The organism is Bradyrhizobium sp. NBAIM01 (assembly GCF_020194115.1).
Lineage (GTDB): Bacteria > Pseudomonadota > Alphaproteobacteria > Rhizobiales > Xanthobacteraceae > Bradyrhizobium > Bradyrhizobium yuanmingense.
This window is the reverse complement of record NZ_JADYVU010000011.1, coordinates 121,393-145,162: the sequence shown is the minus strand read 5'-3', so window position 1 is coordinate 145,162 and position 23,770 is coordinate 121,393. Positions and strand designations below refer to the sequence as shown.

Sequence of the window (23,770 nt, the reverse complement as noted above, 5' to 3'; positions counted from 1 at the left end):
GTAACGACTTTCCTTTACGCTCTGCAAACCATAAGGCCCGACGCGTTTCGGTTGTGAGTTCCCGGGGCCTAGCGAGTAGAGCGTCATGTTGCGTTTCAAGTTCCTGGCCTCGGCTGTTCCCCTGTTGGCGGCTGCGGTGTTCGCCCGCGCCGAGATCGGATCGGTGTCGCATCCCTGCATCGCGCTGGGCGACACATCGGTCGAGCTCACCTCGCTGTTCTGGACCGCCGGTGTGCATGTCGCCTTCACCGACGATCCCGCGCGGGCAACGGTGCGGGTTCAGATCACCGAGGATGCCGACGCCGCGGATTTTGCCGTGGTCGACGACGGCCTCGGCTCCGAGCCTGACACCTGCCAGGCCAGCCCTTCGACGCGTCTCGTCTCGATCGCCGCGCAGCCGGTCGACGGCGGCCAGGTGGTCTATCTCTCCAGCGAAGGACCGGCGGATTACCGCATCTATGTGCGCTCAAAGACGTTCTCGCCGCGCGAGGCGGCGGCGCTGATCGTCGGCGCCCGCGGCCGCCATGGCCGCTTCCAGGCGGCATCGCTTTAGAGCTTTGTGTTTGAGCATGATCTCCGCGCAAACGCGTTCCGCGTTTGTCGCGAAGGAAAACCGCTGCACACTTTCGCTAACGCGGCCCTTCGGTCCGGATCATGCTCTGACCCGTTAACGTCTCGTCAACCCTGTTCGGAGGCGGCGCCACCGCCGCAATTTGTTCGCAAGGTCGGCGGGCCATCGTCGCACGCGGCGGCGGGGTTTCAGGCAAGGGTCGGTTGCGATGGGTCGGACGTTCCGGATCAAGGTGCGCATGCGTCGTTTCAGGCGACGGCATCCGAGGCTCGCTTTCGCGATCCGCTCCTTCATGATCTTCTCGGCGACGTTCGGCGGCGCCTATGGTTTCGTCTCCGGCAGCCGGTCCGACAATTCCGGCTACGATCCCCACACCTTTGCGATCGGCGCCAGCTTCCTGTTCGCGCTCGCCTGCCTCGGCCTTGCGACGCTGAGCATGCGTCTGCGCTTCGTCAATAAGCGGCTGCGGACGCTCGCCGCCCACAACGAAGCCTTGATCGACCGCAATTGGGAGCTGAAGGAAGCGGAAGAGCGCGCCCGCAGCCTGTTCGAGCAGCAGGGCGACCTCATCGTGCTGCGCGCTACCGACGGCCGCATCACCTTTGCCAACGAGGCCTATTGCGCGCTCGCGGGACAGGCGCGCAGCGCGCTGGTCGGCACGCGATTCGATTTCGACGTGCTGGAGCAGGGCGACAGTGCCCGCGAGAGCAGCGGCACGCGCATCCACGACCAGAAGATCGCAACCCCGCTCGGCGCGCGCTGGATCGCCTGGCGCGAGGGCTATGTCCGCCTCGATGCCGGCCAGCCCGCCGAGTTGCAGAGCGTCGGACGCGACGTCACCGACCGCACCGAGACCGAGCGCGCATTGTCCGACGCGCGCGACCAGGCCGACGCCGCCAACCGCGCCAAGTCGCGCTTCCTGGCGATGGCCTCGCACGAGATCCGCACCCCCCTGAACGGCATCATCGGTATGGGCGGCCTGTTGCTCGACACCGATCTGACGCCGGAGCAGGCGACCTATGCCAGGGCGGTGAAGACCTCGGGCGAAGCCTTGATGGCGCTAATCGAGGAGCTGCTCGACTATTCCAAGATCGAGGCCGGCAAACTCGACCTCGATCAACGTCCCTTCGCGCTCTCGACCCTGGTCGAGGAGATCACCGAGCTGCTCGCGCCCCGCGCGCAGGCGAAGTCGCTCGAGATCGCCGCCTATGTCGACGAGCGCCTGCCGCTCGAAGTGGTCGGCGACGCCGCACGGCTGCGCCAGGTGCTGCTCAATCTCGCCGGCAACGCCATCAAGTTCACGAGCAGCGGCGGCGTGGCACTGATCGTCGAGCCCGGCATCTGGCCGACCGAAATCAGCTTCCTGGTTCGCGACACCGGCATCGGCATCGCAGCCGAAGCCCAGCAGCGCATCTTCCGCGAATTCGAGCAGGCCGACGAGCGCGTCGCCCGCACCTATGGCGGCACCGGACTTGGCCTCGCCATCAGCGAGCGCATCGTCAAGCGCATGGGCGGCCGGATCACGCTCACGAGCGAGCCGGGCAAGGGCTCGACCTTCGAGGTCGCGGTGCCGCTTCCGCCGTCGCAAGGCGGCGCTGGGCAGACCGCATTTCCGAGTCCCGACCTCACCGGCAAGTCGATGCTCCTCGTCGCCGACGGCATCGAAGCCTCGCTCATCGCGCGGCGCCTCGAACGCTGGGGCGGCCAGACCTGCCTGGTTGCAGATGCGGCGGTCGCCGAAGCATTGCTGCCGGAACGCTCCTGGCACACGGTGCTGATCGATCGGGCGATCGGCCCAGCCGCGGCCGATCAGCTCGGTGAGGCCGCCCGCGCGCATGCCTTGCAGCGCCTCGTTCTGCTGACGTCGAGCTCGCGCCACGAGAAGCTGTCGCCGGCTTTCACCGGCTTTCTGGTGAAGCCGCTGCGCGCGGCCTCGCTCGCCGCACGCCTTGCCCTGACGCCGGAGGTCGCCTCGCCCGATCTCGCGCCGGAGCCGCCGCCGGCCTCCGCCGGCCCCGCGCCGGCGAAAGGCCTGTCGATTCTCGTCGCCGAGGACAACGAAATCAACGCCTTGCTGATGCGCTCGCTGCTGACCAAGCTCGGCCATCGCGTCGTCATTGCCGTCCATGGCGAGGCCGCGCTGGAATCCTGGCTCGCCGCGTCATCGGCCGGCACGCCCTACGATCTCTTGCTGATGGACATCCAGATGCCGCAGCTCGACGGCATCGAGGCGACAAAGCGCATCCGCGCGCACGAGGCCGCGCTGGGCGATTCCCAGACGCCGATCCTGGCGCTCACCGCCAACACGCTGGTGGAGGATCGTTATGCCTGCTTCGAGGCAGGCATGAACGGATTTCTGATCAAGCCGGTCGACCGTGAGAAACTCGAGGAGGCTCTGGCGGGCCTCGCCGCATCCCGGCACCAGACGGTTCCGGATCTCACGGGAACCTGATCTCGTCTGACGATCGCAATTGAAATTGAGCGCGTTGCGCGTCACGATCCCACCGGGGGCATTTTGCAACCAAAGGATTTGCGCATGAACGTGCTTTGCCGCCTCGCCCTGATTGTTCTCCTGGCTGGAATCTCCCGCCACGCAGCCGCCGACACACCGGACCTCATCTCGTCGCTCAAGCAGGGCGGCTACGTCCTGATCTTCCGGCACACCGCGACTGACGACAGCCAGAAGGATGTCTATCCCTTCAAATTCGACGACATGAGCGCCCAGCGTCAGCTCAGCGAGAAGGGCAGGGACGCGGCGCGCCAGCTCGGGACGGCAATCAAGGACCTCGCGATCCCCATCGGCGACGTCTACACCAGCCGCCTGAACCGCGCGGTCGAGGCCGGCAAGCTGATCTCCGGCCGTGAGGTCAAGCCGGTCGATGCCCTGACCGACAGCAGCAACGCCAGCGCATCGGGAATGGCAAACCCGACCGGCGCCAATGCCAAGGCCGGGCAGGCCGTGCGTCAGCTCGTCGATGCGCCGCCGCAGGCCGGCACCAACACGGTCCTGGTCACCCACAAGACCAACATCGCCGACGCCTTCGGCAAGGACGCCGGCAACGTCGGGGAAGGCGAGGCCTTCGTCTACAAGGCCGGCAGCTCGGGCCCCGCCACCTTCGCAGGGCGCATCACGCTTGCGGATTGGATCGCGAAAGCGGGCAGGTGAGGACCTGCCGCTCCGCCACGATGTTGTGCTACGGACATCATCTGGCGAACGAGCGAAGAGCTGGCGAACACGTGAGAACATCGGAGAACCGTTCATTCCTCATCCTGCTTGGCGCGATCTCCGTCGCGTTCGTCTGGGTGCTTTGGCCGTTCTCCGGTGCCGTGTTGTGGGCCACGCTGCTGGCCATCATCTTCGCCCCGTTCTATCGGCGGGTGCTGAGATCCGTGCCCGAAAAGCACAACCTTGCCGCCCTCGTCACCGTCATCGTGGTGGTCGTCATGGTCCTGATCCCCGTGGCGGTCATCATCGCGTCGCTGATCGACCAGGGCGGGGAGCTGTATCAGCGCGTTCAGAGCGGGGAGATCAGCCTCTCTCATCCCCTGCAGCAGCTGAAATCCGCGCTGCCCGCCTGGGCTGTGTCGCTCGGAGACCGCCTGGCCGGCATCGATTTTTCGGCCCTGAGGGAACGCCTGTCGGGTCTGGTCGTCCCTGCCGGACAACAGCTGGCCGGGCATGCGATCAACATCGGTCAGGTGACGCTGGAGTTCGTCGCAAGCCTGCTCGTGATGCTGTACCTGCTGTTCTTCCTGCTGCGCGACGGTGACGAGCTCAATGCCCGCATTCGCGAGGCGCTCCCGCTGAGCCCGAACCATACCGCGGAAATTCTCGATGTCTTCACCCTGGCGGTTCGTGGAACGATCAAGGGGATCGTTCTCGTCGCGTTGATACAGGGAGCACTCGGCGGGCTCATCTTCTGGCTGCTCGGCCTCACCGCGCCGCTGCTGGCGGGCGCGCTGATGGCGCTGCTCTCGCTGCTGCCGGTGCTCGGCTCCGCGCTGGTCTGGGTTCCGGTTGCGCTTTACCTGCTTGTGGCAGGTTCGGTCACGAAGGGACTCATCCTGCTCGCTTTCGGCACCTTCGTGATCGGCCTTGCGGACAATTTTCTCCGCCCGATCCTGGTCGGCCAGTCGATCCAGATGCCGAGCTATATCGTGCTGCTCGCCACGCTGGGCGGCCTTGCGACGTTCGGAGCGAACGGGTTCGTGATCGGCCCGCTCGTCGCTGCAATGTTTCTGACGACGTGGCACATCTTCGTCGTCTCGAAGTCGAAACAGGGGGCCCCGAAATGATCGTCATGCCGGGCCTGGAGCGGGCGATCCGGCCGATGCGCAATCTCATGCAGCAGAGACAATAAAGCGCGGTGCAGACAGCTTGTCCGGCGTCGTCTGGCCTCCCCGGAAGACGGTATTTGCCTGCGCGGCGCGCTTGCAATGGGGGCACACGAAGAGATGCGCGATGACCGGGGTCGGCTCGTCCGTGAGCAATTCCGAGCGGAACCACTTCATCTCGACATGGCAGTCCGGGCAGACCGGAGCTTCCAGCTGCTCCGCAGCGCTCCTGAGACGATCAACCATGGTGTGCCCCCGCCGTTTTCCAAGGAATAGCGGAATACCCATCGTTGGTCTGCATCAAAAGATACTCTGCGCGAATGGGCAGGGCCCGGGCACCAAGGCGATTACAGCCGCCTGAGCGCCACGCTCTCCACCGTGTGGTCGGCGCCCTTCTTGAGGATCAGCGTCGCACGGGGCCGGGTCGGCAGGATGTTGTCCTCGAGATTGGCGAGGTTGGTACGCTCCCAGATCGCGATCGCGGTCGCGGTGGCTTCCTCGTCCGACAACAGAGCATAGCGGTTGAAGTAGGATTTTGGATTGGTGAATGCGGTGTCGCGCAGCGCCAGGAAGCGCTTGATGTACCATTGCCGCAGCGCCGCCTCGTCGGCGTCGATATAGACCGAGAAATCGAAGAAGTCGGAAACCACCGGCACCGCCTTGCCGTCGCGCGGCAGCTTGCCGGTCTGCAGCACGTTGACGCCTTCGACGATCAGGATGTCGGGCTGGTCGATCTCGGCCCATTGGTTCGGCACGATGTCGTAGGTCAGATGCGAATAGACCGGCGCACGGACGTGGCGGCGGCCGGCCTTGATGTCGGAGAGGAAGTTGAGCAGCATCGGCAGATCGTAGCTCTCCGGAAAACCCTTCTTCTGCATGATGCCGTGCCGCTCGAGCACCGCATTGGGATAGAGAAATCCGTCCGTGGTGATCAGCTCGACTTTCGGCCGCGGCGACCAGCGCGCCAAGAGGGCCTGGAGCACGCGTGCCGTGGTGGATTTCCCGACCGCCACCGAGCCGGCGACGCCGATGATGTAGGGCACCTTGCGGTCCCTGATGTTGAGGAACTGGCGCTCGGCGTAATACAGCCGCTGCATGGCATCGACGTAGATCGACAACAGGCGCGACAGCGGCAGATAAATGTCTTCGACCTCCTGCAGGTCGAGGCGATCGTGCAGCGAACGCAGCCGGTCGAACTCGCCCGGCTCGAGCGTCATCGGCGTATCGTCGCGCAGTCGCGCCCATTCCTCACGCGTATAAACGCGGTAGGGATTGTACTGCTGCTCGGGTGCGCGGATATCCATGACGCCGCCTTTCCGTTGCGATCTATTCGCCCTTGCCTAGCCGCCCTTGCGCGACGCCTTCTCTTCCAGCCCCGACATCGAGGTCCGCTTGTCCAGCGCGGCCTCGACCTCTTCCAGCTTTATGCCGCGCGCCTTCAGCAGCACAAGGAAATGATAGAGCAGGTCGGCACTTTCAGCGATCAGATGCGCGCGATCGTTTTCGACTGCAGCGATTACGGTTTCGACTGCTTCCTCGCCGAACTTCTTGGCGCAATGCTCGGGGCCTTTGTCGAGCAGCTTGCGGGTATAGGATGCTTCGCCGCCGGACGCTGCGCGGACGTCGATGGTTTCGGCCAGATCATGGATCGTGAAACGCGGCATCGGACTCACTCGGAAACACGCTTGAAAGCAAGCTTGGCAACAGATTTGGCCACGGCGGCCATCCCCGTCCGCCAATGTTAGCATCGTTACGAACCGGAGTCGTCAGGCATCCAGGCGCATCGGCAGCCCACGCCGCGCCATGTGCTCCTTGGCCTCACGAATGGTGAATTCCCCGAAATGGAAGATCGAAGCCGCCAGCACCGCGGTGGCGTGCCCGTCGCGGATACCGTCGACGAGATGGTCGAGATTGCCGACGCCGCCCGAGGCGATCACGGGAACGGGAACGCTGTCGGCGATCGCGCGGGTCAGCGGAATATCGAATCCCTGCCTTGTGCCGTCGCGGTCCATCGAGGTGAGCAGGATTTCACCGGCGCCGAGCGAAACCACCTCCTGCGCGTATTCGATCGCGTCGATGCCGGTCGAGTTGCGCCCGCCATGGGTGAAGATCTCCCAGCGGTCGCCGCCCGGACGCTTGACGCGCTTGGCATCGATCGCGACCACCACGCACTGCTCGCCGAATTTTTCAGCGGCTTCCTTGACGAATTCGCGCCGCGACACCGCGGCGCTGTTGATCGACACCTTGTCGGCGCCGGCGCGCAGCAGCGTCTTGATGTCGTTGACCTCGCGCACGCCGCCGCCGACGGTGACAGGCATGAAGCAGGCTTCCGCCGTGCGCCGGACCACGTCCAGCATGATGCCGCGGTTCTCGTGGGTCGCGGTGATGTCGAGGAAGGTGAGCTCGTCGGCGCCGGCGGCGTCATAGGCGATGGCGGCTTCGACGGGATCGCCGGCATCCCTGAGATCGACGAAGTTGACGCCCTTGACGACGCGGCCGTCCTTGACATCGAGGCAGGGGATCACGCGCACCTTGAACATGGGTCAGCTCCTGCGCGCGTCGCGGATCAAGGTGAGGGCGGCGGCGGGATCGAGCCGGCCGTCATAGAGCGCGCGCCCGGCAATCGCGCCGGCGAGCTTCTTCGCGCGCGGCGTCAGCATGGCTTTCACGTCCTCGATCGAGGCGAGGCCGCCGGAGGCGATCACGGGAATCGAAATGGCATCGGCCAGCGCGATGGTCGCCTCTAAGTTCAAGCCCTTGAGCAAGCCGTCGCGCGCGATGTCGGTGAAGATGATGGCGGCAACGCCGGCATCCTCGAAGCGCTTGGCGATCTCGAGCACCGTGACCTGCGACGTCTCGGCCCAGCCCTCGACCGCGACCTTGCCGTCGCGCGCGTCGAGCCCGACCGCGACGCGGCCGGGGAATGTCTTCGCGGCGGACTTCACCAGCTCGGGATCGCGCACCGCGGCGGTGCCGATGATGACGCGGGTGATGCCCTTGTCGAGCCAGGCTTCGACGGTCGCGAGATCGCGAATGCCGCCGCCGAGCTGCACCGGAATCTTGATCGTCTTCAGCATCGCCTCGACGGCCCCGGCATTCACAGGCTTGCCGGCGAAGGCGCCGTCGAGGTCGACGACGTGGAGATATTCAAAGCCCTGCGCGGCAAAGCTCTGCGCCTGTGCGGCCGGATTGAGATTGAACACGGTCGCGCGCGCCATGTCGCCTTGCTCGAGGCGCACGCACTGGCCGTTCTTGAGGTCGATCGCGGGAAAGAGAATCACGGTTTCCATCGCAAGAAATTCGAGATCAGGGCCAGCCCGAAGCGCTGGCTCTTCTCGGGGTGGAATTGCGTGCCGATGGCGGTGTCCTTGCCGACGATCGCGGTGACGGGCCCCCCGTAATCGGCGCGCGCAAGCACGTCCGCCTCGCTGGCGGCGTTGAGATGGTAGGAGTGCACGAAATAAGCGTGCTGGCCCTTGGGACCGAGCGGCAGCTTGTTCAGCACCGGATGCTCCTGCAGCAGGTCCAGCGTATTCCAGCCCATGTGCGGGATCTTCAGGCTTTCATCGCGCGGCGTGATCTTCTCGACGTCGCCGCCGATCCAGTTCAGGCCTTCGGTGACGACATGCTCCTTGCCGCGGCTCGCCATCAGCTGCATGCCGACGCAGATGCCGAAGAACGGCCTCGCCTTGACGCGCACCGCTTCGGTGATGGCCTCGACCATGCCGTTGACGGCATCGAGCCCGCGCCGGCAATCGGCAAAGGCGCCGACGCCGGGCAGCACCAGGCGGTCAGCCTCGTAAGCCTGGTCCGGATCGCTGGTAACAAAGACCTTTTGCGGGCTCTCCAGGCTGCGCGCGGCGCGCTCGAAGGCTTTCGCGGCGGAATGCAGATTGCCGGAACCGTAATCGATGATGGCGACGCTCACCTTGATCCTCCCGGTTCTGGAAACAACCCAATGATGCCGCCGGCCGGAAGCGGCGGCGGGTTCGAGAATGGCTGACCCGGCACATTGCGGGTCGGCGGCGGGCCGCCGCGATCGACGGCCCATTGATCGCCAGCGCTGCCGTTCTGCTTCTGGCTCCAGCGCTCGAAGAAGCGGCGCTCCGCAGTATCGCTGTCGTCGGCGACGACGATGTCGAGCTGGCGCCATTTGCCGCGCGACAAGGTCCAGCGGCGCAGGCTCGAGGCTTCGAGGCCCATCAGCAGCGCGACGATGCAATCGGCGAAGAAGATCGAGGAGCGCCCGACGCCGAGGCTCGACAGCCCCGCGTTGAACGCGACCAGGAAGATCAGATAGCCGATCAGCGCCAGCCACAGCCGATTCCACAACAGCCAGAACGGACCGAAGATCATCGCCCAGAAATGGAAGCCGTCGCGCACGAACACGAACCTGTCGGTCGCGCGCGGGTCGGCTCCTGCGGGTGAGGGAGCGTGAACTGTGTAGACAGGCATGGTGATGCCCCGTTCTTGAAATTCAGTGATGCCGCCAGCAGCGTTCGCCGCAAGACGGAAGATGTCAGCCGCCGAGCGAGCCCTTGGTGGAGGGGATCTCGCCCGCCGCCTTCGGATCGATCGCCACGGCCGCGCGGAGCGCCCGCGCCAGACCCTTGAAGCAGGACTCGGCGATATGATGGCTGTTATCGCCATATAGGGTCTCGACGTGGAGAGTCACGCCGGCGTTGATGGCAAAAGCCTGGAACCACTCGCGCACCAGCTCGGTGTCGAACTCGCCGATCTTGTGCCGGGGGAAGTCGGCCTTGAACACCAGGAACGGGCGGCCCGAGATGTCGATCACCACGCGCGTCAGCGTCTCGTCCATGGGCATGTGCACGCCGGCGTAGCGGGTGATACCCGCCATGTTGCCGAGCGCCTGCTTGACCGCCTGGCCAAGCGCGATGCCGGTGTCCTCGGTGGTATGGTGATAATCAATGTGCAGATCGCCCACCGCCTTGACCGTGAGGTCGATGCGGGAATGGCGGGCGAGGAGATCGAGCATATGGTCGAAAAAGCCGATGCCGGTCGCGATATTGGCCACGCCGGTGCCATCGAGGTTCACGGAGACCTCGATGTCGGTTTCCTTGGTCTTGCGCTTGATCGTCGCGGTGCGCATTGAAAGCTGGCTTTCATCCTAGCTAGGGAGCCGAAAACGCCAGTCTCTTAACAGCCAAATGACACCTTCGCTACTGCGGGAACGGCCGGCCGGACCTCTACTTCTGCCTATGGTGAGCGAAATTCGGCCCGGAACGGCCCGTTGTGCCCTTCGTCCCGACCGCCTAAATCAGGCCGGACAGTGAGGTATTCATGCAGGACTCCCAGAACAGCTCGCCGGGCTGGCACGGCACCACGATTCTAACGGTCCGCAAGGGCGGCAAGGTGGTGGTCGGCGGCGACGGCCAGGTCTCGATCGGCCAGACCGTAATCAAGTCCAATGCCAAGAAGGTCCGCAAGCTTGGCAAGGGCGACGTGATCGGCGGCTTTGCCGGCGCCACGGCTGACGCCTTCACGCTGTTCGAGCGGCTCGAATCCAAGCTCGAGCAATATCCGGGGCAGCTGACCCGGGCGGCGGTGGAGCTCGCCAAGGACTGGCGCACCGACCGCTATTTGCGGCGGCTGGAGGCCATGATGATCGTGGCTGACAGGGACGTCTCCCTGGTGCTGACAGGCACCGGCGACGTGCTCGAACCCGAGGCCGGCGTGATGGCGATCGGCTCCGGCGGCAATTACGCGCTGGCGGCGGCCCGGGCCCTGCTCGACACCGACAAGGACGCCGAGACCATCGTCCGCCGCTCGCTGGACATCGCCGCGGACATCTGCGTCTACACCAACCGGAATCTGACGATCGAGAGCCTGGCTACGGGGTAGGGCGGAGGGGTCATTTGTCCGAGTGCCTCTCCGCACGGTCGGTGCAACCTCTCCCGCTTGCGGGGGAGGTCGGCGCGAAGCGCCGGGTGGGGGGCTCTTCCCTCTGGGGGATTGGCCCATTGCGGAAACACCCTCTCCCGCAAGCGGGAGAGGGAGAGCAGCACCGCTGTGGGCGCTAGATGACGCAAAGCTACACCTTCCGCCCCATGACCGCGGCCGACATGCCGCTGATCCGGCGCTGGCTCGCCGCACCGCATGTCGCCGAGTGGTGGCATGATCCGGAGACGCTGGAATTCGTCGGCGGCGACCTCGATCATCCCGACCTGGCGCAGTTCATCGTCAGCCTTGACGGCCGGCCTTTCGCCTACCTGCAGTGCTACCGGCTCGGCGATTGGCATGTCAGCTTCGGCCCGCAGCCCGGGGGCACTCGCGGCCTCGATCAGTTCATCGGCGAGGCTGACATGCTCGGATGCGGCCACGGCTCCGCTTTCATCCGCGCCTTCATCGACCAGCTCTTCGCGCGCGGTGTGCCGCGCATCGTGATAGACCCGAGTCCTTCCAATGCGCGCGCGATTCGTGCCTATGAGAAAGCTGGCTTCGTGCCGCAGCACGAGATCGTCACGCCCGACGGTCCCGCACTCCTGATGATCCGAGACACATGACGCTCGCCGCAACTCCCGCCGCCAAGACCACCTTCCCGCCGCTCGCCTGGGCCGGCATCGCGCTGTTGCTGCTGGCGCTGCAGGCCGCGATCCTGCTGGCGATGGGGCGGGTGCCGATCTGCGCCTGCGGCACCATCAAGCTGTGGCACGGCGTGGTGAACAGCTCGGAGAATTCTCAGCAGATTGCAGACTGGTACACGTTCTCACACGTCCTGCACGGCTTCCTGTTCTACGGCCTGACTTGGCTTTTGTTTGCGCGGTTACCCTTGCTGCCTCTCTCCTGGCCCGCACGGCTGATCATCGCCATGCTGATCGAAGGCGCCTGGGAGATCGTCGAGAACTCGCCCTTCATCATCGAGCGCTACCGCGCCGGCACGATCTCGCTGGATTATTACGGCGACAGCATCCTCAATTCGGTCTCGGACAATCTGGCCATGATCTTGGGGTTCCTGGCCGCACGCGCGCTGCCTGTCACCACGACCGTGCTGCTGGGCATCGCCTTCGAGATCGTGCTGGCGCTCCACATTCGCGACAATCTGACGCTCAATATCCTGATGCTGATCCATCCGATCGAGGCCGTGAAGCAATGGCAATCCGGCCCGCCGATCATCTGAGCCAAAATGCGGCTTGTCCTTGGCCGTCTCCCGCCCTAGCTAATCAGACATGACAGACTTCTCCCCCCGCGAAATCGTTTCCGAACTCGACCGTTTCATCGTCGGCCAGGGCGACGCCAAGCGCGCCGTATCGATCGCGCTGCGCAACCGCTGGCGCCGGCAGCAGCTCACCGGCTCCTTGCGCGAGGAGGTGCTGCCGAAGAACATCCTGATGATCGGCCCCACCGGCGTCGGCAAGACGGAAATCGCGCGGCGGCTCGCCAAGCTCGCGAATGCGCCGTTCCTGAAGGTCGAAGCGACCAAGTTCACCGAGGTCGGCTATGTCGGCCGCGACGTCGAGCAGATCATCCGCGATCTCGTCGAGGTCGCAATCGCGCAGGTGCGCGAGCGAAAGCGCAAGGACGTGCAGGCGCGCGCCCAGCTTGCCGCCGAGGAGCGCGTGCTGGATGCGCTGGTCGGCGCCAATGCGAGCTCGGCGACACGGGAATCCTTCCGCAAGAAACTGCGCGCCGGCGAACTGAACGACAAGGAAATCGAGATCGAGACGCAGTCGTCGGGCGGCGGCATGCCGATGTTCGAGATCCCGGGCATGCCGGGCGCTCAGATGGGCGCGATCTCGCTCGGCGACATCTTTGGCAAGCTCGGCGGCCGCAGCAAGACTCGCCGTCTGACAGTGGAGAGCTCGCACGAGATCCTCGTCAACGAGGAATCCGACAAGCTCTTGGACACCGAGCAGCTGACGCTGGAGGCGATCAGCGCGGTTGAGAACAACGGCATCGTGTTCCTGGACGAGATCGACAAGATCTGCGCCCGCGACGGCCGCGTCGGCGGCGACGTCTCGCGCGAGGGCGTCCAGCGCGATCTCCTGCCGCTGATCGAGGGCACCACGGTCTCGACCAAGCACGGCGCGGTCAAGACCGACCACATCCTCTTCATCGCCTCCGGCGCCTTCCATGTCGCCAAGCCGTCCGACCTGTTGCCGGAATTGCAGGGCCGCCTGCCGATCCGGGTCGAATTGCAGGCTCTGACCCGTGACGACATGCGCCGCATCCTGACCGAGCCCGAGGCCTCGCTGATCAAGCAATATGTCGCCCTGATGCAGACCGAAGGCGTGACACTCGACATCACCGACAGCGCCATCGATGCGCTGGCCGACATTGCGGTTGCCGTCAATTCAACGGTCGAGAACATCGGCGCCCGGCGGCTGCAGACCGTGATGGAGCGGGTGCTGGACGAGATCTCCTTCACCGCCCCCGACCGCAACGGCGAGACGGTCCGGCTCGATGCGGATTACGTGCAAAAGCACATCGGCGACCTCGCCAAGAATGCGGATCTGAGCCGCTTCATTTTGTGATTCGGAGCGGTCACGCTATTGATGCGGCGTGACCGTACGCATCCTGCAAAATCCCTGGCGGCTCCTGCTCGCGATCAACGCGGCGGTCATCGTCGGCGTGCTCATTCACAAGATCCAGCTGCCGCCCTACGTCCCCTACATCCATCTCCTGGTCGACTATCATTTCGGCTTCATCAAGCGCGCGCTGATCGGGGCAATCGTCGCGCTGTTCACCGACAAGGTGCCGGTATGGCTGGTGTTCGCGCTGGGCGGGGCGACGTGGCTTGCAACGCTGGGCCTCTATGCCAGGCTGTTCCAGAAGACGTTCGGTTTTTCGGCGAGAACGCTGCCGCTGTTCGTCTTCACCGCGGGCTCGCCGTTCTTCCTCAAGAACTTCATGCACACGCTCGGCCATTTCGACATCTATGGCTGCGCGCTGGCGATCATCCTGCTGCTGATGCCGGCGGGCTCGCTGGTCTTCGTGGCCATGGCTGCGCTGTTCTCGATCGTTCTCGTGCTGATCCACCACATTCATCTCTTGATGTACGTGCCGACGATCATCACCATCGTCGTGATCCGGCATTACCTTGCTTACGGTTGTGACCGCAGCAATGTTGTCTTCGGCGGGGTCGCTCTCGCCATTGTCTCCGCGCTGTTCTTCGCCGCGCAGTTTCTGGGAACGATGCCGGTCCCCGAAGCGGACTTCGTCGCCTATCTCAAAAGCCGGATGGCCGATCCTGCGCGCATCGACCTCTTGCAATTCGCCTACATCTGGTACCAGCCGCTGGCGAAGGAGGTTGCCGACACCTGGGGCCGCCTGCCGCACAACATCCTCGGCGTGCCCGTGTTCGCAGCTCTGATCTGGCTGCACGCGCCGCTGTGGCGCTTCTTTGCCAGCCTGATCGGCGCGCTCGCCAGCGATCTGCACAAGCGGCTCGTCATCGCAGCACTGGTCGGCATCAGTGTCGCCTATCTCGTGATGTTCGCGATGGTGTTCGACTATTCACGCTGGATCTCGAACTGGGCGGTCTGCATGTTCCTGATCCTTCACGCGGTGAAGGTGCTTCCGGCCGCACGGGAGACAGCGCTGATCCCGGCGGAGGATCGGAAGACAAATATCTTCGGTTTGATCCTCACGCTGATCCCGCGCGTCGGAATCATCCGGCCGTTTTAGCGCTCTGCTTAGGCGGCATCGGAGGTGCGCTCCCTCTCCCGCAAGCTTTGTGGGAGAGATGTAGTGCCATTACCCTCTCGCCCGCCTGATCCGCACATACAGCGCCCCCTCGCCGCCGTGGCCGATCGCGGCTTCCTCGAAGCCGACCACGAAGGCGCGGAATTCCGGCAGGCTGAGCCATTCCGGCACTTGGCGGCGGAGCACGCCGCTTTCGCCGCCACTGCGTCCCTTGCCGGTGATGACGAGCACGAAGGTGAGGCCGTCCTGATGGGCGCGGTGCAGGAAGCCGGCCAGCGCGCGATGGGCGCGCATCTGGGTCATGCCGTGCAGATCGAGCCGTGCCTCGATCTCGCTGCGGCCGCGCGACAGCTTGGTTCGCTCGCGCTTGCCGAGCGGCGCTAGCGGCGGAATCGACGGCTTTGCAGCGCGCGGCGCCGGTGCAGCGGCAACCGGCCTTGACGGTGGCGAAGTCCTCGTCACCTGGGACCCGGGCGAAGATTCGGCGCGCGGGGTAGCATGCGCCTTGGCCGCGCGATGCTTCCGCAGCGGCTTGACATGCTTTGCGACGAGATCCCACAGCTCGCGCTCCTCCTCGCTCAGCGCGCGACGGCGCGGCGAGGGGCGAGGCTCCAGCACGGGCGGACGGGACGGCCGTTTCATTGCGGGCGATGAGGACGATTCTTTGCCGGACGGCGCGGCTCAGGGGCAGGCTCGATCGCGGGACGCGGCACCGGCAGCGGAACCGGGCCGGCGACGGCGACTGTTTCGGTCTTGCCTTGCGCCGCCGCGGCGACGGGCGTGCCGGTCTTTGCCGGATCGGTCTGCGGAAACAGCTTTGCGATCTTCTCGGCGGGCCTTGGGTCCGGGATTGGCAGCTTCGCGGCGCGCGGGGCGGGATCGAGGCTCTTCGGCACCAGCATCACGAATTGCATGGGGTGGCGCAGCCGGCCGGAGACACGGCCGGCATCCGCGCCGGCGCCGAAAAACAGATCGGCCCGTGCTGGCCCGATGATGGCAGAGCCGGTGTCCTGCGCGATCATCAGCCGGCGGAACGGCGTCTTGGCGCGTTCTGACTCGATCGGAAGCTCGCCCTCGATGAAGAACGGCGTGCCGTAGACATGCAGCGATTTGTCGACGGCGATGGAGCGCCCCGCGGTCAAGGGAATGCCTTGCGCGCCGACTGCCTCCTCCTTGTCGGAGAGGTTGACCTCGCGGAAGAAGATGTAGGCGCGGTTCGCGCGGCGCAGCTCCTTGGCGCCGTCGGGGTTCTGCGCCATCCACTCCCTGATCTTCTGCATCGACATCTCCTCTCTCGGGATGATGCCGCGCTCGATCAGGATGCGACCGACCGCCGTGTAGGGATAGCCGTTATAGGCGTCGTAATTGAGTCGAACCGAGCTGCCGTCGTCGAACTTGATGCGGGCCGAGCCCTGGATCTGCGCGAACAACAGATCGGTCGGATCCTTCAGCCAGGCGATCTCGAGCCCCCGGCCGGCGATCTTGCCGTCCTCGATCTCGCCGCGGTCGTAATAGGGCACCAGCTTGCGGCGGCCGATCTTGCGATAGACCGGGCCCTTGTTGGGCAGGCTGAGCGCATCCTGCTTGTAGCCGCGCACAAACAAGTTCGAGGGACGGCGATAGACCGGCACGTTGTAGACATCGGACTGCGTGCGAGACCCCTCCAGCACCGGCTCGTAATAGCCGGTGACGAAGCCTTCGGGCTCGCCGAGCCGCGAGATCCGCAGCGGCGTGAAATTCTCCTCGAAGAAGGTCTTCGCTTTGCCGTCGTCGGCGAGATCGAGCGTTTTAGCGACGCGGCAGGGCTCACCCAGCGATGTGCCCAAAGCTTTGGGCTCGGCCTTGGCTTCGCCGTTCTGCGCATTGATCGGCTTGCAGCTGGCGCGAAAGGTCTTGTACGCGGCGAGATGATTGTCGTCGCCCCACCCCTTCACGTCCGCCCAGGCCAGCGGCAGATATTGCGCGCCGGGAATTTCGAACGGCAGGGTGAGCTGCGGATAGGGCAAGGCCCGCGGCGGAGCGGCAGGCGTTCGCGGCAGATGGTGGTGGCTGCGATGGTGACGCCGCGCCGCCTCGGCACCGAGCGAAAACGACGACAGCGCGACGGCGGCTGCGCAAAGCGCCGTCGCGCCGTTCTTCAGGAAGATCTTAATTCGCGCTTCCGGTGCCAACCAGCTTCCAGTTCGGATCGCGAGAGGAGGTGTCGCGGGCGAAAGTCCAGATATCGGTGATATCGGCGACCGTGTCGGCGCTGCCGTCGACGATGTTGCCGGCCTTGTCGCGGGTGGCCGAGATCATCTGCGAGACGAAGCGCACGGTGAGCTGCGCACTGCGATCGCGCAACTCGGCGCCGACGAGCTCGGCCTTGTCGATCGACACGAACCGCGTCTCGGTCTTCTGCTCGTTCTTCTCGCGTTCCTTGATCGCGGCGTCGAAGCTGTCATAGACGTCCGACGACAACAGATCGCGCAGCGCGCGGCGGTCGCCATTGGCGAAGGCCAGCACGATCATCTCGTAGGCGCCGCGCGCGCCCGAGAGGAAATGGCGCGGGTCGAAGCTGGAATCCTTCTCGACGATAGCATCGAGACCCTGCGCCAGCGGCGTGCCCGGCTCGGTCAGCCCCTTCCAGCGATCGGCCGGCGCGGTCGGCTCGGCCGTCGGCGCCAGCGGGGCCTGGTCGATCACCTTGCCCGGCATGGTCACGACGTTGTTGTCCTGGGCGCCTCCGAGCGCGTTGCGGGCGGCGGTGCGATCGAACGGCGGCCGCTCGTTGCCGGTGCGCTGCCCCAGCACGCTACGCAGCCGCAAGAAGATGAAGACGGCCAGCGCCAGGAATATGATGGTGTAGATGTCCACGTCTTATTCGCTTTCTGGTCTTTGCAGGGCTCGTTGCCGGGAAAATCAATCCGGCCAGTAGACCGTTCCTTACGGAAACGGCAAGTCTACATCACCATTTTGGGTCCACGTCAGGTCCGTGGGATGTAGGCACGAAATCTGGCCCGGCCAATGGCGCCTTTTGGCACAGCGCCAAGTGTAGCGCGTTTTATGCTTAAGGGGAAACCCGATCCTGCCCGGAAATGGCGCATCTTCAATCGTTTAAGGCGAAATTTCGCGGAAAAGGCAGGAGGAACGTCAAAGGCGCGATTGCGGCCCGAATTCCCGGTCCGGGACCGTTCGTCCTTGTGGAACGAGCCGGCCCTATGTTAGCCAACCGCCGCGAAATTCAGCCCCAATCGGGTAAGGAGACACTTTCATGACCAACGGTAACGGTACCCCTCCCGAGGCGGCCCAGGCTCCCCAGCTCAATGTGCTGGCGCAATACACCAAGGACCTCTCGTTCGAAAATCCCAACGCGCCGAGCTCGCTGCAGCCGCAGAGCCAGCCGCCGCAGATCAACATCCAGATCAACGTCAACGCCAACAATCTCAATGAACAGGAATTCGAGGTGACGTTGTCGGTCGAGGGCAAAGCCGAGACCGCCGGTAAAGTGATGTTCTCGTTCGAGCTCGCCTATGCCGGCGTGTTCCGGATCGTCAACGTGCCCAAGGAGAACCTGCACCCGCTGGTCATGATCGAGTGCCCGCGCCTGTTGTTCCCGTTCGCACGCGAGATCATTGCGACGGCGGTGCGCGATGGCGGGTTCCCGCCGCTGATGCTGGATCCGGTCGACTTCGTCGGTCTCTACCGCCAGAACATGGAGCGGCAAATGGCCGCTCAGGGCGGACAGGCCGGTCAGGCCTGAGCCGCCGCCAGCGCGACTGGAGCGGGCAGGTACTCGTTCCAGATCGCCTTGTCGCCGAGCGTTGCGATGAAGGCCCGATGGGCCTCGCGCTCGGCTTCGGAAATCCGCGGCGCGAGCGGCACCGGGCGTTGCCGCCGCGGCGCATCGCCGGCGCTATTGACCCTGATCTCCTCGGCGTCCGAGGCCAGCAGCAGCTGCGACTGCCGCGCTCCAACCAGATCGACATAGACCTCGGCGAGCAGCTCGGCGTCCAGCAGCGCGCCGTGCTTGGTACGGTGTGAATTGTCGATCGAATAGCGCGAGCAGAGATCGTCGAGCCGGTTGGACACGCCGGGATGCTTGCGACGCGCCAGCAGCAGCGTATCGACCAGGCGCTCGCGCGGGATCGCAGCGCGCTTGATGCGGTCGAGCTCGGCGTTGATGAAGCCGATGTCGAACGAGGCGTTGTGGATCACCAGCGGGGCGTCGCCGATGAAGGCGAGAAAGTCGTCGGCGACCTCGTGGAACAACGGCTTGGTCGCCAGGAATTCGGACGACAATCCGTGTACCGCAAACGCTTCCGCCGGCATGTCCCGCTCGGGGTTGATGTAGACGTGATACGTCTGTCCGGTCGGCATGCGATTGAAGATCTCGACGCAGCCGATCTCGACCAACCGATCGCCGCGCAGCGGATCGAGGCCGGTGGTTTCGGTGTCGAGGACGATTTCGCGCATGTCTCTTGGAAGCCGTGTGAGGCGGCGAATCAGGTCCGCCGCTGCGGCATCTTAACGACCTCGGCCAGGATGTGCGCGATTTGGGCCCGCACGGGGTCAAGTCCGTGTGAGGTATCCACTACGAAATCGGCCCGCTTGCGCTTCTCGGCATCCGGCATCTGCTTGGCGATGATGGCATCGAGCTTGGCCTCGTCCATCGTGCCGCGCGCCAGCACCCGCTCGCGCTGCAGCTCGGGCGAGGTCGAGACCACGACCACGGCATCGACCCGCTTCTCGCCGCCGGTCTCGAACAGCAGCGGGATGTCCAGCACCACGACCGGCGCCTTGGCGGCCTCGGCGTCGGCAAAGAATTTCTGCCGGGAAGCGCCGAGCATGGGATGAACGATCTGCTCGAGCTGCTTGATCGCGGCGGGATCGTGCACGACACGCGCCGACAGCTTTTGCCGGTCGACCTTGCCATTCGCGGTGGTGCCGGGGAAGGCCGCCTCGATCGCGGGGGCGGCCTCGCCCTCATAGAGCTGATGCACGGCGGCATCGGCGTCGTAGACGGGGACGCCGGCCTCCGCGAACAATGTCGCGGTGGTGGATTTGCCCATCCCGATCGAGCCGGTCAGTCCGAGAATTCGCATCAGCACCCAGCCTTCTCTCGCATCTACACCGCAATTAGCTGCTCGCTGCGCAGATACGCAAGCAGCGGCAGCAGCGGCAGGCCGAGAATGGTGAAATGGTCGCCCTCGATGCGCTCGAACAGATGGATGCCGAGGCCCTCGAGCTGATAGGCGCCGACGCTTCTGGTCACAGCGTCGCCCGCGGCGTCGAGATAGGCTGAAAGATCGGCTTCGCTCATTCCCCGCATGGTCATGCGCGCCACGGAAACGTCCTCGAAGAGGATCCTGCCATCCTGCGCCACGGCGACGGCGGAATTCAGCTCGTGCGTCTGACCGGCGAGATCGCGCAATTGCGCCAGCGCCTGGGTGCGGCCTGCCGGCTTGTTGAAGAGACGGCTCCCGAGCGCCAGCGTCTGGTCGGCGCCGATCACATAATGTCCGGGATAACAGGCAGAAACAGCCTTGGCCTTTTCGCGGGCCAACAGCAGGGCGATCTCGCGCGGGTTGGAGAGCTTTGACGCGGCCTGGATGCCACGCTCGTCGATATCAGCGGTGACGGCTTCGAATTCGAGCCCGGCATTGGCCAGCAGCATTTTGCGCGCGCTGCTTTGCGAGGCCAGGATCAACGGACTTTTGCCGCGCCACAGACTCATCGGCGACACTTACTCGGACGGCCGGTTGCGCTGGCGATCGCTATACAGCTTCATGATCGCCGCCGCGGTTTCCTCGATGGAGCGGCGCGTGACGTCCAGCAGCGGCCAGTCATGCTTGGCGCTCAGCTTGCGCGCGAACGCGACCTCCTCCGTGACCGACTGCTTGTCGGTGTAGGTATCGCTACCGCTGCTGGACTCGGCGCCCATGGACAGCAGGCGGTTCTGCCGGATCTGAATCAGGCGTTCCGGCGTCGCGTGCAGGCTGACCACCAGCGGCCGCGTCAGCGTCTCCAATTGCGGGGGCACCGGAATGCCCGGCACCAGCGGCACGTTGGCGGTGCGAATGCCGCGATTGGCGAGATAGATCGATGTCGGCGTCTTCGATGTCCGGGACACCCCGACCAGTACCACGTCGGCCTCGTCGAGACCTTCGACATGCTGACCGTCGTCATGGATCATCGTGTAGTTCAAGGCATCGATGCGCTTGAAATATTCCGCGTTGAGCACGTGCTGGGCGCCGACACGGCCGGTGGTCGCTGCTCCCAGATAGGCCTCGAACAGCTGCATCACCGGTCCGATGATCGACAGGCTCGGAACATTGATCTGCTTGCACTTATCCTCGAGTCTGGCGACCAGATCCTTCTCGAGCAGCGTGAACAGCACGATCCCTGGCGCTTCCTCGATCTCATCAAGCACGCGGTCGAGCTGCTTCTGGCTGCGCACCAGCGGATAGACGTGCTCGACCGGCGTCACGTTGGCGTATTGGGCCGCGACCGCGCGCGCCACGGTGATGAGCGTCTCACCCGTGGAGTCCGAGACCAGGTGGAGATGGAAATAATTGTTCGAGGTCGGCACAAAAACCCTTTGAATTTCGTTGGGGCGGTTTGTGGATTTCTGTGGAGCTTAACCTCTCGGAAAGGGATGTGCGACACCAGGGGCGGGACAAGGCGTGATTTTCTTCACACCGCTGCCGGTCAGGACAAATCCGACGCCCCGCCGAGAGGGAAGCGGGATTGCGCGGACAAGTCCCTTGATAAGCTGCCGATACAATCGCGCAAGCCTTTGAAGCCGGCTGACTTATCGGAAGTCGACAAAGGCTGTCCGGAATATGTGGATGGATGTGAACAAGCGCGCGTGAACGCGCGGACGGAATTGCGTGAGTCCAATCCACGGTCACATAGACTCAAACCTTAAGAATCTAAGATTCTAGATTTGAGGAAGGCGCTACAGAGGGATATGTGTGCGGGGTAAGACCTTAACGGGTTCTTACTATCCCCAGCGTTCCCCGCGCTGGGCAGCAAGCCGGACCCCCGAAAATGTTCGAAGACGTCTATCTCTGGATCAAGGCGCTGCACGTGATCGCCGTCATCTCCTGGATGGCCGGCATGCTCTACCTGCCGCGGCTGTTCGTCTATCACTGCGAGGCCGAAATCGGCTCGAAGCAGTCGGAGACGTTCAAGGTGATGGAACGCCGGCTGCTCAAGGCGATCATCAACCCCGCGATGATGGTCACCTGGCTCGCCGGGCTCTATCTCGCCTGGTCCGGCCATTGGTTCTCGTTCGGCTGGCTGCACGTCAAACTGGCACTGGTCCTGGTGCTCTCGGCGGTCCACGGCTATTTTTCACGCTGGGTCAAGGATTTCGCCGCCGATCGCCGCCCGCGAAGCCAGAAATTCTATCGGATTATCAACGAGGTGCCGACCGTCCTGATGATTTTCATCGTTATCATGGTGATCGTGAAGCCGTTCTAGGCAAACTGCGCGACGATTCGCTCAGCGCTTCGGCTTGCGGAGCGCTAGGCGATTTTCTATATTATCGATATCCCACCCAACGCAGGCGGATGTGGTTGTGTCCGAGCCTTCCAGAGGCCGGACCCCGCATCAGGATTGAAGCCTCACCGGCGTTCACCTTGCCAGACCTGCGGACCTTACCTGCACCTGCTCGCGTCCGCATTTCAGAGCCTCCTCGCACCCCCTTCTTTTCAGGTTACCCCACAGGACCACCCCAATGCGGGAAATCAAACTCGAAGACCTCAAGTCCAAAACGCCGGCCGAGCTCGTCTCGTTCGCGGAGGAGAATGGGGTCGAAAATGCCAGCACCATGCGCAAGCAGGAGCTGCTGTTCGCCATCCTCAAGCAGCTGGCGCTCGCCGAGACCGATATTGTCGGCCAGGGCGTCGTCGAAGTTCTCTCCGACGGCTTCGGCTTTCTCCGCTCGCCCGACGCGAATTATCTGCCGGGTCCTGACGACATCTACGTGTCGCCCTCGCAGATCCGCCGTTTCGGCCTGCGCACCGGCGACACCATCGAAGGTCACATCCGCAGCCCGAAAGAGGGCGAGCGCTACTTCGCGCTGCTGAAGGTCAACACGCTCAATTTCGAGGATCCGGAAAAGGCCAAGCACAAGGTCAATTTCGACAACCTCACGCCGCTGTTTCCGAATCAGCGTTTCCGCATGGAGATCGACGATCCCACGCGGAAAGACCTGTCTGCACGCGTGATCGACATCGTCGCGCCCATCGGCAAGGGCCAGCGCGCCTTGATCGTGGCACCGCCGCGTACCGGTAAAACCGTGCTGATGCAGAACATCGCGCATTCGATCACGCACAATCACCCCGAATGCTATTTGATCGTGCTCTTGATCGACGAGCGTCCGGAAGAAGTCACGGACATGCAGCGCTCGGTGAAGGGCGAGGTCGTGTCCTCGACCTTCGACGAGCCGGCGGTGCGCCACGTCCAGGTCGCCGAGATGGTGATCGAGAAGGCAAAACGCCTGGTCGAGCACGGTCGCGACGTCGTGATCCTGCTCGATTCGATCACGCGCCTCGGCCGCGCCTACAACACCGTGGTGCCGTCATCCGGCAAGGTGCTGACCGGCGGTGTCGACGCCAACGCGCTGCAGCGTCCGAAGCGCTTCTTCGGCGCGGCCCGCAACATTGAGGAGGGCGGCTCCCTGACCATCATCGCGACCGCGCTGGTCGATACCGGCAGCCGCATGGACGAAGTCATCTTCGAAGAGTTCAAGGGCACCGGTAATTCGGAGCTAATCCTGGACCGCAAGGTCTCGGACAAGCGCACCTTCCCGGCGATCGATATCTCGCGCTCCGGCACCCGCAAGGAGGAACTCATCACCGATCCGCAGGTGCTCAAGAAGATGTACGTGCTCCGCCGCATCCTCAATCCGATGGGGACGATGGACGCGATCGACTTCCTGCTCGACAAGCTGCGCTCGACCAAGAGCAATTCGGAGTTCTTCGACTCCATGAACACCTGAGTGCACTGCAATAAAGACTTCCGGGCGCCTTCGGGCGCCCTTTTTGTTGCGGTTTTGCTGCAGCGAAGGTGCAGCATGAGCGGCAGCCGGTGCTCGACCTAGGTTTCTCACTAAACTGTTGATATTGAAAAGTAATTCTTGAAATCCTAGTCGGCCTCCTCCTGCGATCAGGCCAACTGCAGCACAATGCTGCGGTTATATTGCGGTGC

27 protein-coding genes are annotated in these 23,770 nt (G+C 64.2%); 12 read left to right on the top strand and 15 right to left on the bottom strand.

Going from position 1 to position 23,770, the window contains the following annotated elements:
- Positions 1-85 precede the first annotated feature (85 nt).
- The 4 genes from I6F31_RS28445 to I6F31_RS28430 all read left to right on the top strand — a co-directional run bounded on the left by I6F31_RS28445 (position 86) and on the right by I6F31_RS28430 (position 4,867).
- Entirely contained in the window at positions 86-553 is a 468-nt protein-coding gene (locus tag I6F31_RS28445; RefSeq protein ID WP_225186462.1) for a hypothetical protein, read from the top strand.
- A gap of 226 nt (positions 554-779) precedes the next feature.
- Positions 780-3,023, top strand: coding sequence for a PAS domain-containing hybrid sensor histidine kinase/response regulator (locus tag I6F31_RS28440; RefSeq protein ID WP_225186461.1), 2,244 nt, complete (start codon positions 780-782; stop codon positions 3,021-3,023).
- Positions 3,024-3,107: 84 nt separating this feature from the next.
- A complete protein-coding gene (locus I6F31_RS28435) occupies positions 3,108-3,737 on the top strand; it encodes a histidine phosphatase family protein (RefSeq protein ID WP_036003189.1) in 630 nt (209 codons plus the stop codon).
- A 71-nt stretch (positions 3,738-3,808) separates the two neighbouring features.
- Positions 3,809-4,867: an AI-2E family transporter gene (locus tag I6F31_RS28430; protein ID WP_036003187.1), complete on the top strand. Its 1,059-nt coding sequence runs from the start codon at positions 3,809-3,811 to the stop codon at positions 4,865-4,867.
- Positions 4,868-4,912: 45 nt separating this feature from the next.
- Here the strand turns inward: I6F31_RS28430 and I6F31_RS28425 are convergent, their stop codons facing one another.
- The 8 genes from I6F31_RS28425 to hisB form a co-directional block, all read right to left on the bottom strand.
- Complete coding sequence (locus I6F31_RS28425) at positions 4,913-5,152, bottom strand: hypothetical protein (protein ID WP_036003274.1); 240 nt, start codon at positions 5,150-5,152, stop codon at positions 4,913-4,915.
- Between the two features lie 101 nt (positions 5,153-5,253).
- Positions 5,254-6,210, bottom strand: coding sequence for a type I pantothenate kinase (coaA, locus tag I6F31_RS28420; RefSeq protein WP_036003185.1), 957 nt, complete (start codon positions 6,208-6,210; stop codon positions 5,254-5,256).
- A gap of 36 nt (positions 6,211-6,246) precedes the next feature.
- Positions 6,247-6,570: a phosphoribosyl-ATP diphosphatase gene (locus I6F31_RS28415; RefSeq protein WP_036003183.1), complete on the bottom strand. Its 324-nt coding sequence runs from the start codon at positions 6,568-6,570 to the stop codon at positions 6,247-6,249.
- 102 nt (positions 6,571-6,672) lie between these two features.
- Positions 6,673-7,446 (bottom strand): imidazole glycerol phosphate synthase subunit HisF, encoded by a 774-nt coding sequence (gene hisF / locus I6F31_RS28410; RefSeq protein ID WP_018646048.1) that lies wholly within the window; start codon positions 7,444-7,446, stop codon positions 6,673-6,675.
- A 3-nt stretch (positions 7,447-7,449) separates the two neighbouring features.
- Positions 7,450-8,196, bottom strand: a complete 747-nt coding sequence (gene hisA, locus I6F31_RS28405; RefSeq protein ID WP_193375105.1) for a 1-(5-phosphoribosyl)-5-[(5-phosphoribosylamino)methylideneamino]imidazole-4-carboxamide isomerase — start codon at positions 8,194-8,196, stop codon at positions 7,450-7,452.
- A complete protein-coding gene (gene hisH, locus I6F31_RS28400) occupies positions 8,184-8,834 on the bottom strand; it encodes an imidazole glycerol phosphate synthase subunit HisH (RefSeq protein WP_036003163.1) in 651 nt (216 codons plus the stop codon). Before hisH ends, hisA begins: the two co-directional genes overlap by 13 nt.
- Entirely contained in the window at positions 8,831-9,361 is a 531-nt protein-coding gene (locus tag I6F31_RS28395) for a DUF2628 domain-containing protein (protein ID WP_036003159.1), read from the bottom strand. The genes hisH and I6F31_RS28395 overlap by 4 nt, the downstream gene beginning before the upstream one ends.
- Positions 9,362-9,425: 64 nt before the next feature.
- Positions 9,426-10,019, bottom strand: coding sequence for an imidazoleglycerol-phosphate dehydratase HisB (hisB, locus tag I6F31_RS28390; RefSeq protein ID WP_036003156.1), 594 nt, complete (start codon positions 10,017-10,019; stop codon positions 9,426-9,428).
- Positions 10,020-10,210: 191 nt separating this feature from the next.
- On the opposite strand from hisB, the gene hslV reads away from it, so the two are divergent.
- The 5 genes from hslV to I6F31_RS28365 all read left to right on the top strand — a co-directional run bounded on the left by hslV (position 10,211) and on the right by I6F31_RS28365 (position 14,554).
- Entirely contained in the window at positions 10,211-10,771 is a 561-nt protein-coding gene (hslV, locus tag I6F31_RS28385) for an ATP-dependent protease subunit HslV (RefSeq protein WP_036003154.1), read from the top strand.
- Between the two features lie 179 nt (positions 10,772-10,950).
- A complete protein-coding gene (locus I6F31_RS28380) occupies positions 10,951-11,433 on the top strand; it encodes a GNAT family N-acetyltransferase (RefSeq protein ID WP_036003151.1) in 483 nt (160 codons plus the stop codon).
- Complete coding sequence (locus I6F31_RS28375) at positions 11,430-12,047, top strand: DUF2585 domain-containing protein (RefSeq protein ID WP_036003148.1); 618 nt, start codon at positions 11,430-11,432, stop codon at positions 12,045-12,047. Before I6F31_RS28380 ends, I6F31_RS28375 begins: the two co-directional genes overlap by 4 nt.
- A 49-nt stretch (positions 12,048-12,096) precedes the next feature.
- Positions 12,097-13,401 carry an ATP-dependent protease ATPase subunit HslU gene (gene hslU, locus I6F31_RS28370; RefSeq protein ID WP_036003145.1) on the top strand — a complete coding sequence of 435 codons (1,305 nt, stop codon included), beginning with the start codon at positions 12,097-12,099 and terminating at the stop codon, positions 13,399-13,401.
- A gap of 28 nt (positions 13,402-13,429) precedes the next feature.
- Positions 13,430-14,554 carry a hypothetical protein gene (locus tag I6F31_RS28365; protein WP_036003142.1) on the top strand — a complete coding sequence of 375 codons (1,125 nt, stop codon included), beginning with the start codon at positions 13,430-13,432 and terminating at the stop codon, positions 14,552-14,554.
- A 69-nt stretch (positions 14,555-14,623) separates the two neighbouring features.
- Here the strand turns inward: I6F31_RS28365 and I6F31_RS28360 are convergent, their stop codons facing one another.
- From I6F31_RS28360 to I6F31_RS28350, 3 genes are read right to left on the bottom strand one after another with little or no spacing between them, the layout of a single operon-like run.
- Complete coding sequence (locus I6F31_RS28360; RefSeq protein WP_036003140.1) at positions 14,624-15,214, bottom strand: Smr/MutS family protein; 591 nt, start codon at positions 15,212-15,214, stop codon at positions 14,624-14,626.
- Positions 15,211-16,743: an MltA domain-containing protein gene (locus I6F31_RS28355; protein ID WP_225186460.1), complete on the bottom strand. Its 1,533-nt coding sequence runs from the start codon at positions 16,741-16,743 to the stop codon at positions 15,211-15,213. The genes I6F31_RS28360 and I6F31_RS28355 overlap by 4 nt, the downstream gene beginning before the upstream one ends.
- Positions 16,721-17,428 (bottom strand): Tim44/TimA family putative adaptor protein, encoded by a 708-nt coding sequence (locus tag I6F31_RS28350; RefSeq protein WP_036044972.1) that lies wholly within the window; start codon positions 17,426-17,428, stop codon positions 16,721-16,723. The genes I6F31_RS28355 and I6F31_RS28350 overlap by 23 nt, the downstream gene beginning before the upstream one ends.
- 397 nt (positions 17,429-17,825) lie before the next feature.
- Here I6F31_RS28350 and secB point away from each other — a divergent pair, with 397 nt between their 5' ends.
- Entirely contained in the window at positions 17,826-18,314 is a 489-nt protein-coding gene (secB, locus tag I6F31_RS28345; protein ID WP_109141965.1) for a protein-export chaperone SecB, read from the top strand.
- Here the strand turns inward: secB and dnaQ are convergent.
- From dnaQ to I6F31_RS28325, 4 genes are read right to left on the bottom strand one after another with little or no spacing between them, the layout of a single operon-like run.
- Positions 18,305-19,027, bottom strand: coding sequence for a DNA polymerase III subunit epsilon (gene dnaQ, locus I6F31_RS28340; protein ID WP_036024295.1), 723 nt, complete (start codon positions 19,025-19,027; stop codon positions 18,305-18,307). The two genes, secB and dnaQ, sit on opposite strands and share 10 nt — an antisense overlap.
- 29 nt (positions 19,028-19,056) lie before the next feature.
- The gene (coaE, locus tag I6F31_RS28335) at positions 19,057-19,656 is read right to left on the bottom strand and encodes a dephospho-CoA kinase (protein ID WP_225153172.1); all 600 of its coding nucleotides are present in this window, start codon (positions 19,654-19,656) and stop codon (positions 19,057-19,059) included.
- Positions 19,657-19,679: 23 nt separating this feature from the next.
- Positions 19,680-20,288 carry a Maf family nucleotide pyrophosphatase gene (locus tag I6F31_RS28330; RefSeq protein WP_036024366.1) on the bottom strand — a complete coding sequence of 203 codons (609 nt, stop codon included), beginning with the start codon at positions 20,286-20,288 and terminating at the stop codon, positions 19,680-19,682.
- A gap of 9 nt (positions 20,289-20,297) precedes the next feature.
- A complete protein-coding gene (locus I6F31_RS28325; protein ID WP_036003121.1) occupies positions 20,298-21,143 on the bottom strand; it encodes a pyruvate, water dikinase regulatory protein in 846 nt (281 codons plus the stop codon).
- Positions 21,144-21,604: 461 nt separating this feature from the next.
- Here I6F31_RS28325 and hemJ point away from each other — a divergent pair, with 461 nt between their 5' ends.
- The gene (gene hemJ, locus I6F31_RS28320) at positions 21,605-22,039 is read left to right on the top strand and encodes a protoporphyrinogen oxidase HemJ (protein ID WP_036003118.1); all 435 of its coding nucleotides are present in this window, start codon (positions 21,605-21,607) and stop codon (positions 22,037-22,039) included.
- Positions 22,040-22,295: 256 nt separating this feature from the next.
- Positions 22,296-23,561, top strand: a complete 1,266-nt coding sequence (rho, locus tag I6F31_RS28315) for a transcription termination factor Rho (RefSeq protein WP_008133567.1) — start codon at positions 22,296-22,298, stop codon at positions 23,559-23,561.
- The last annotated feature ends 209 nt before the right edge of the window (positions 23,562-23,770 follow it).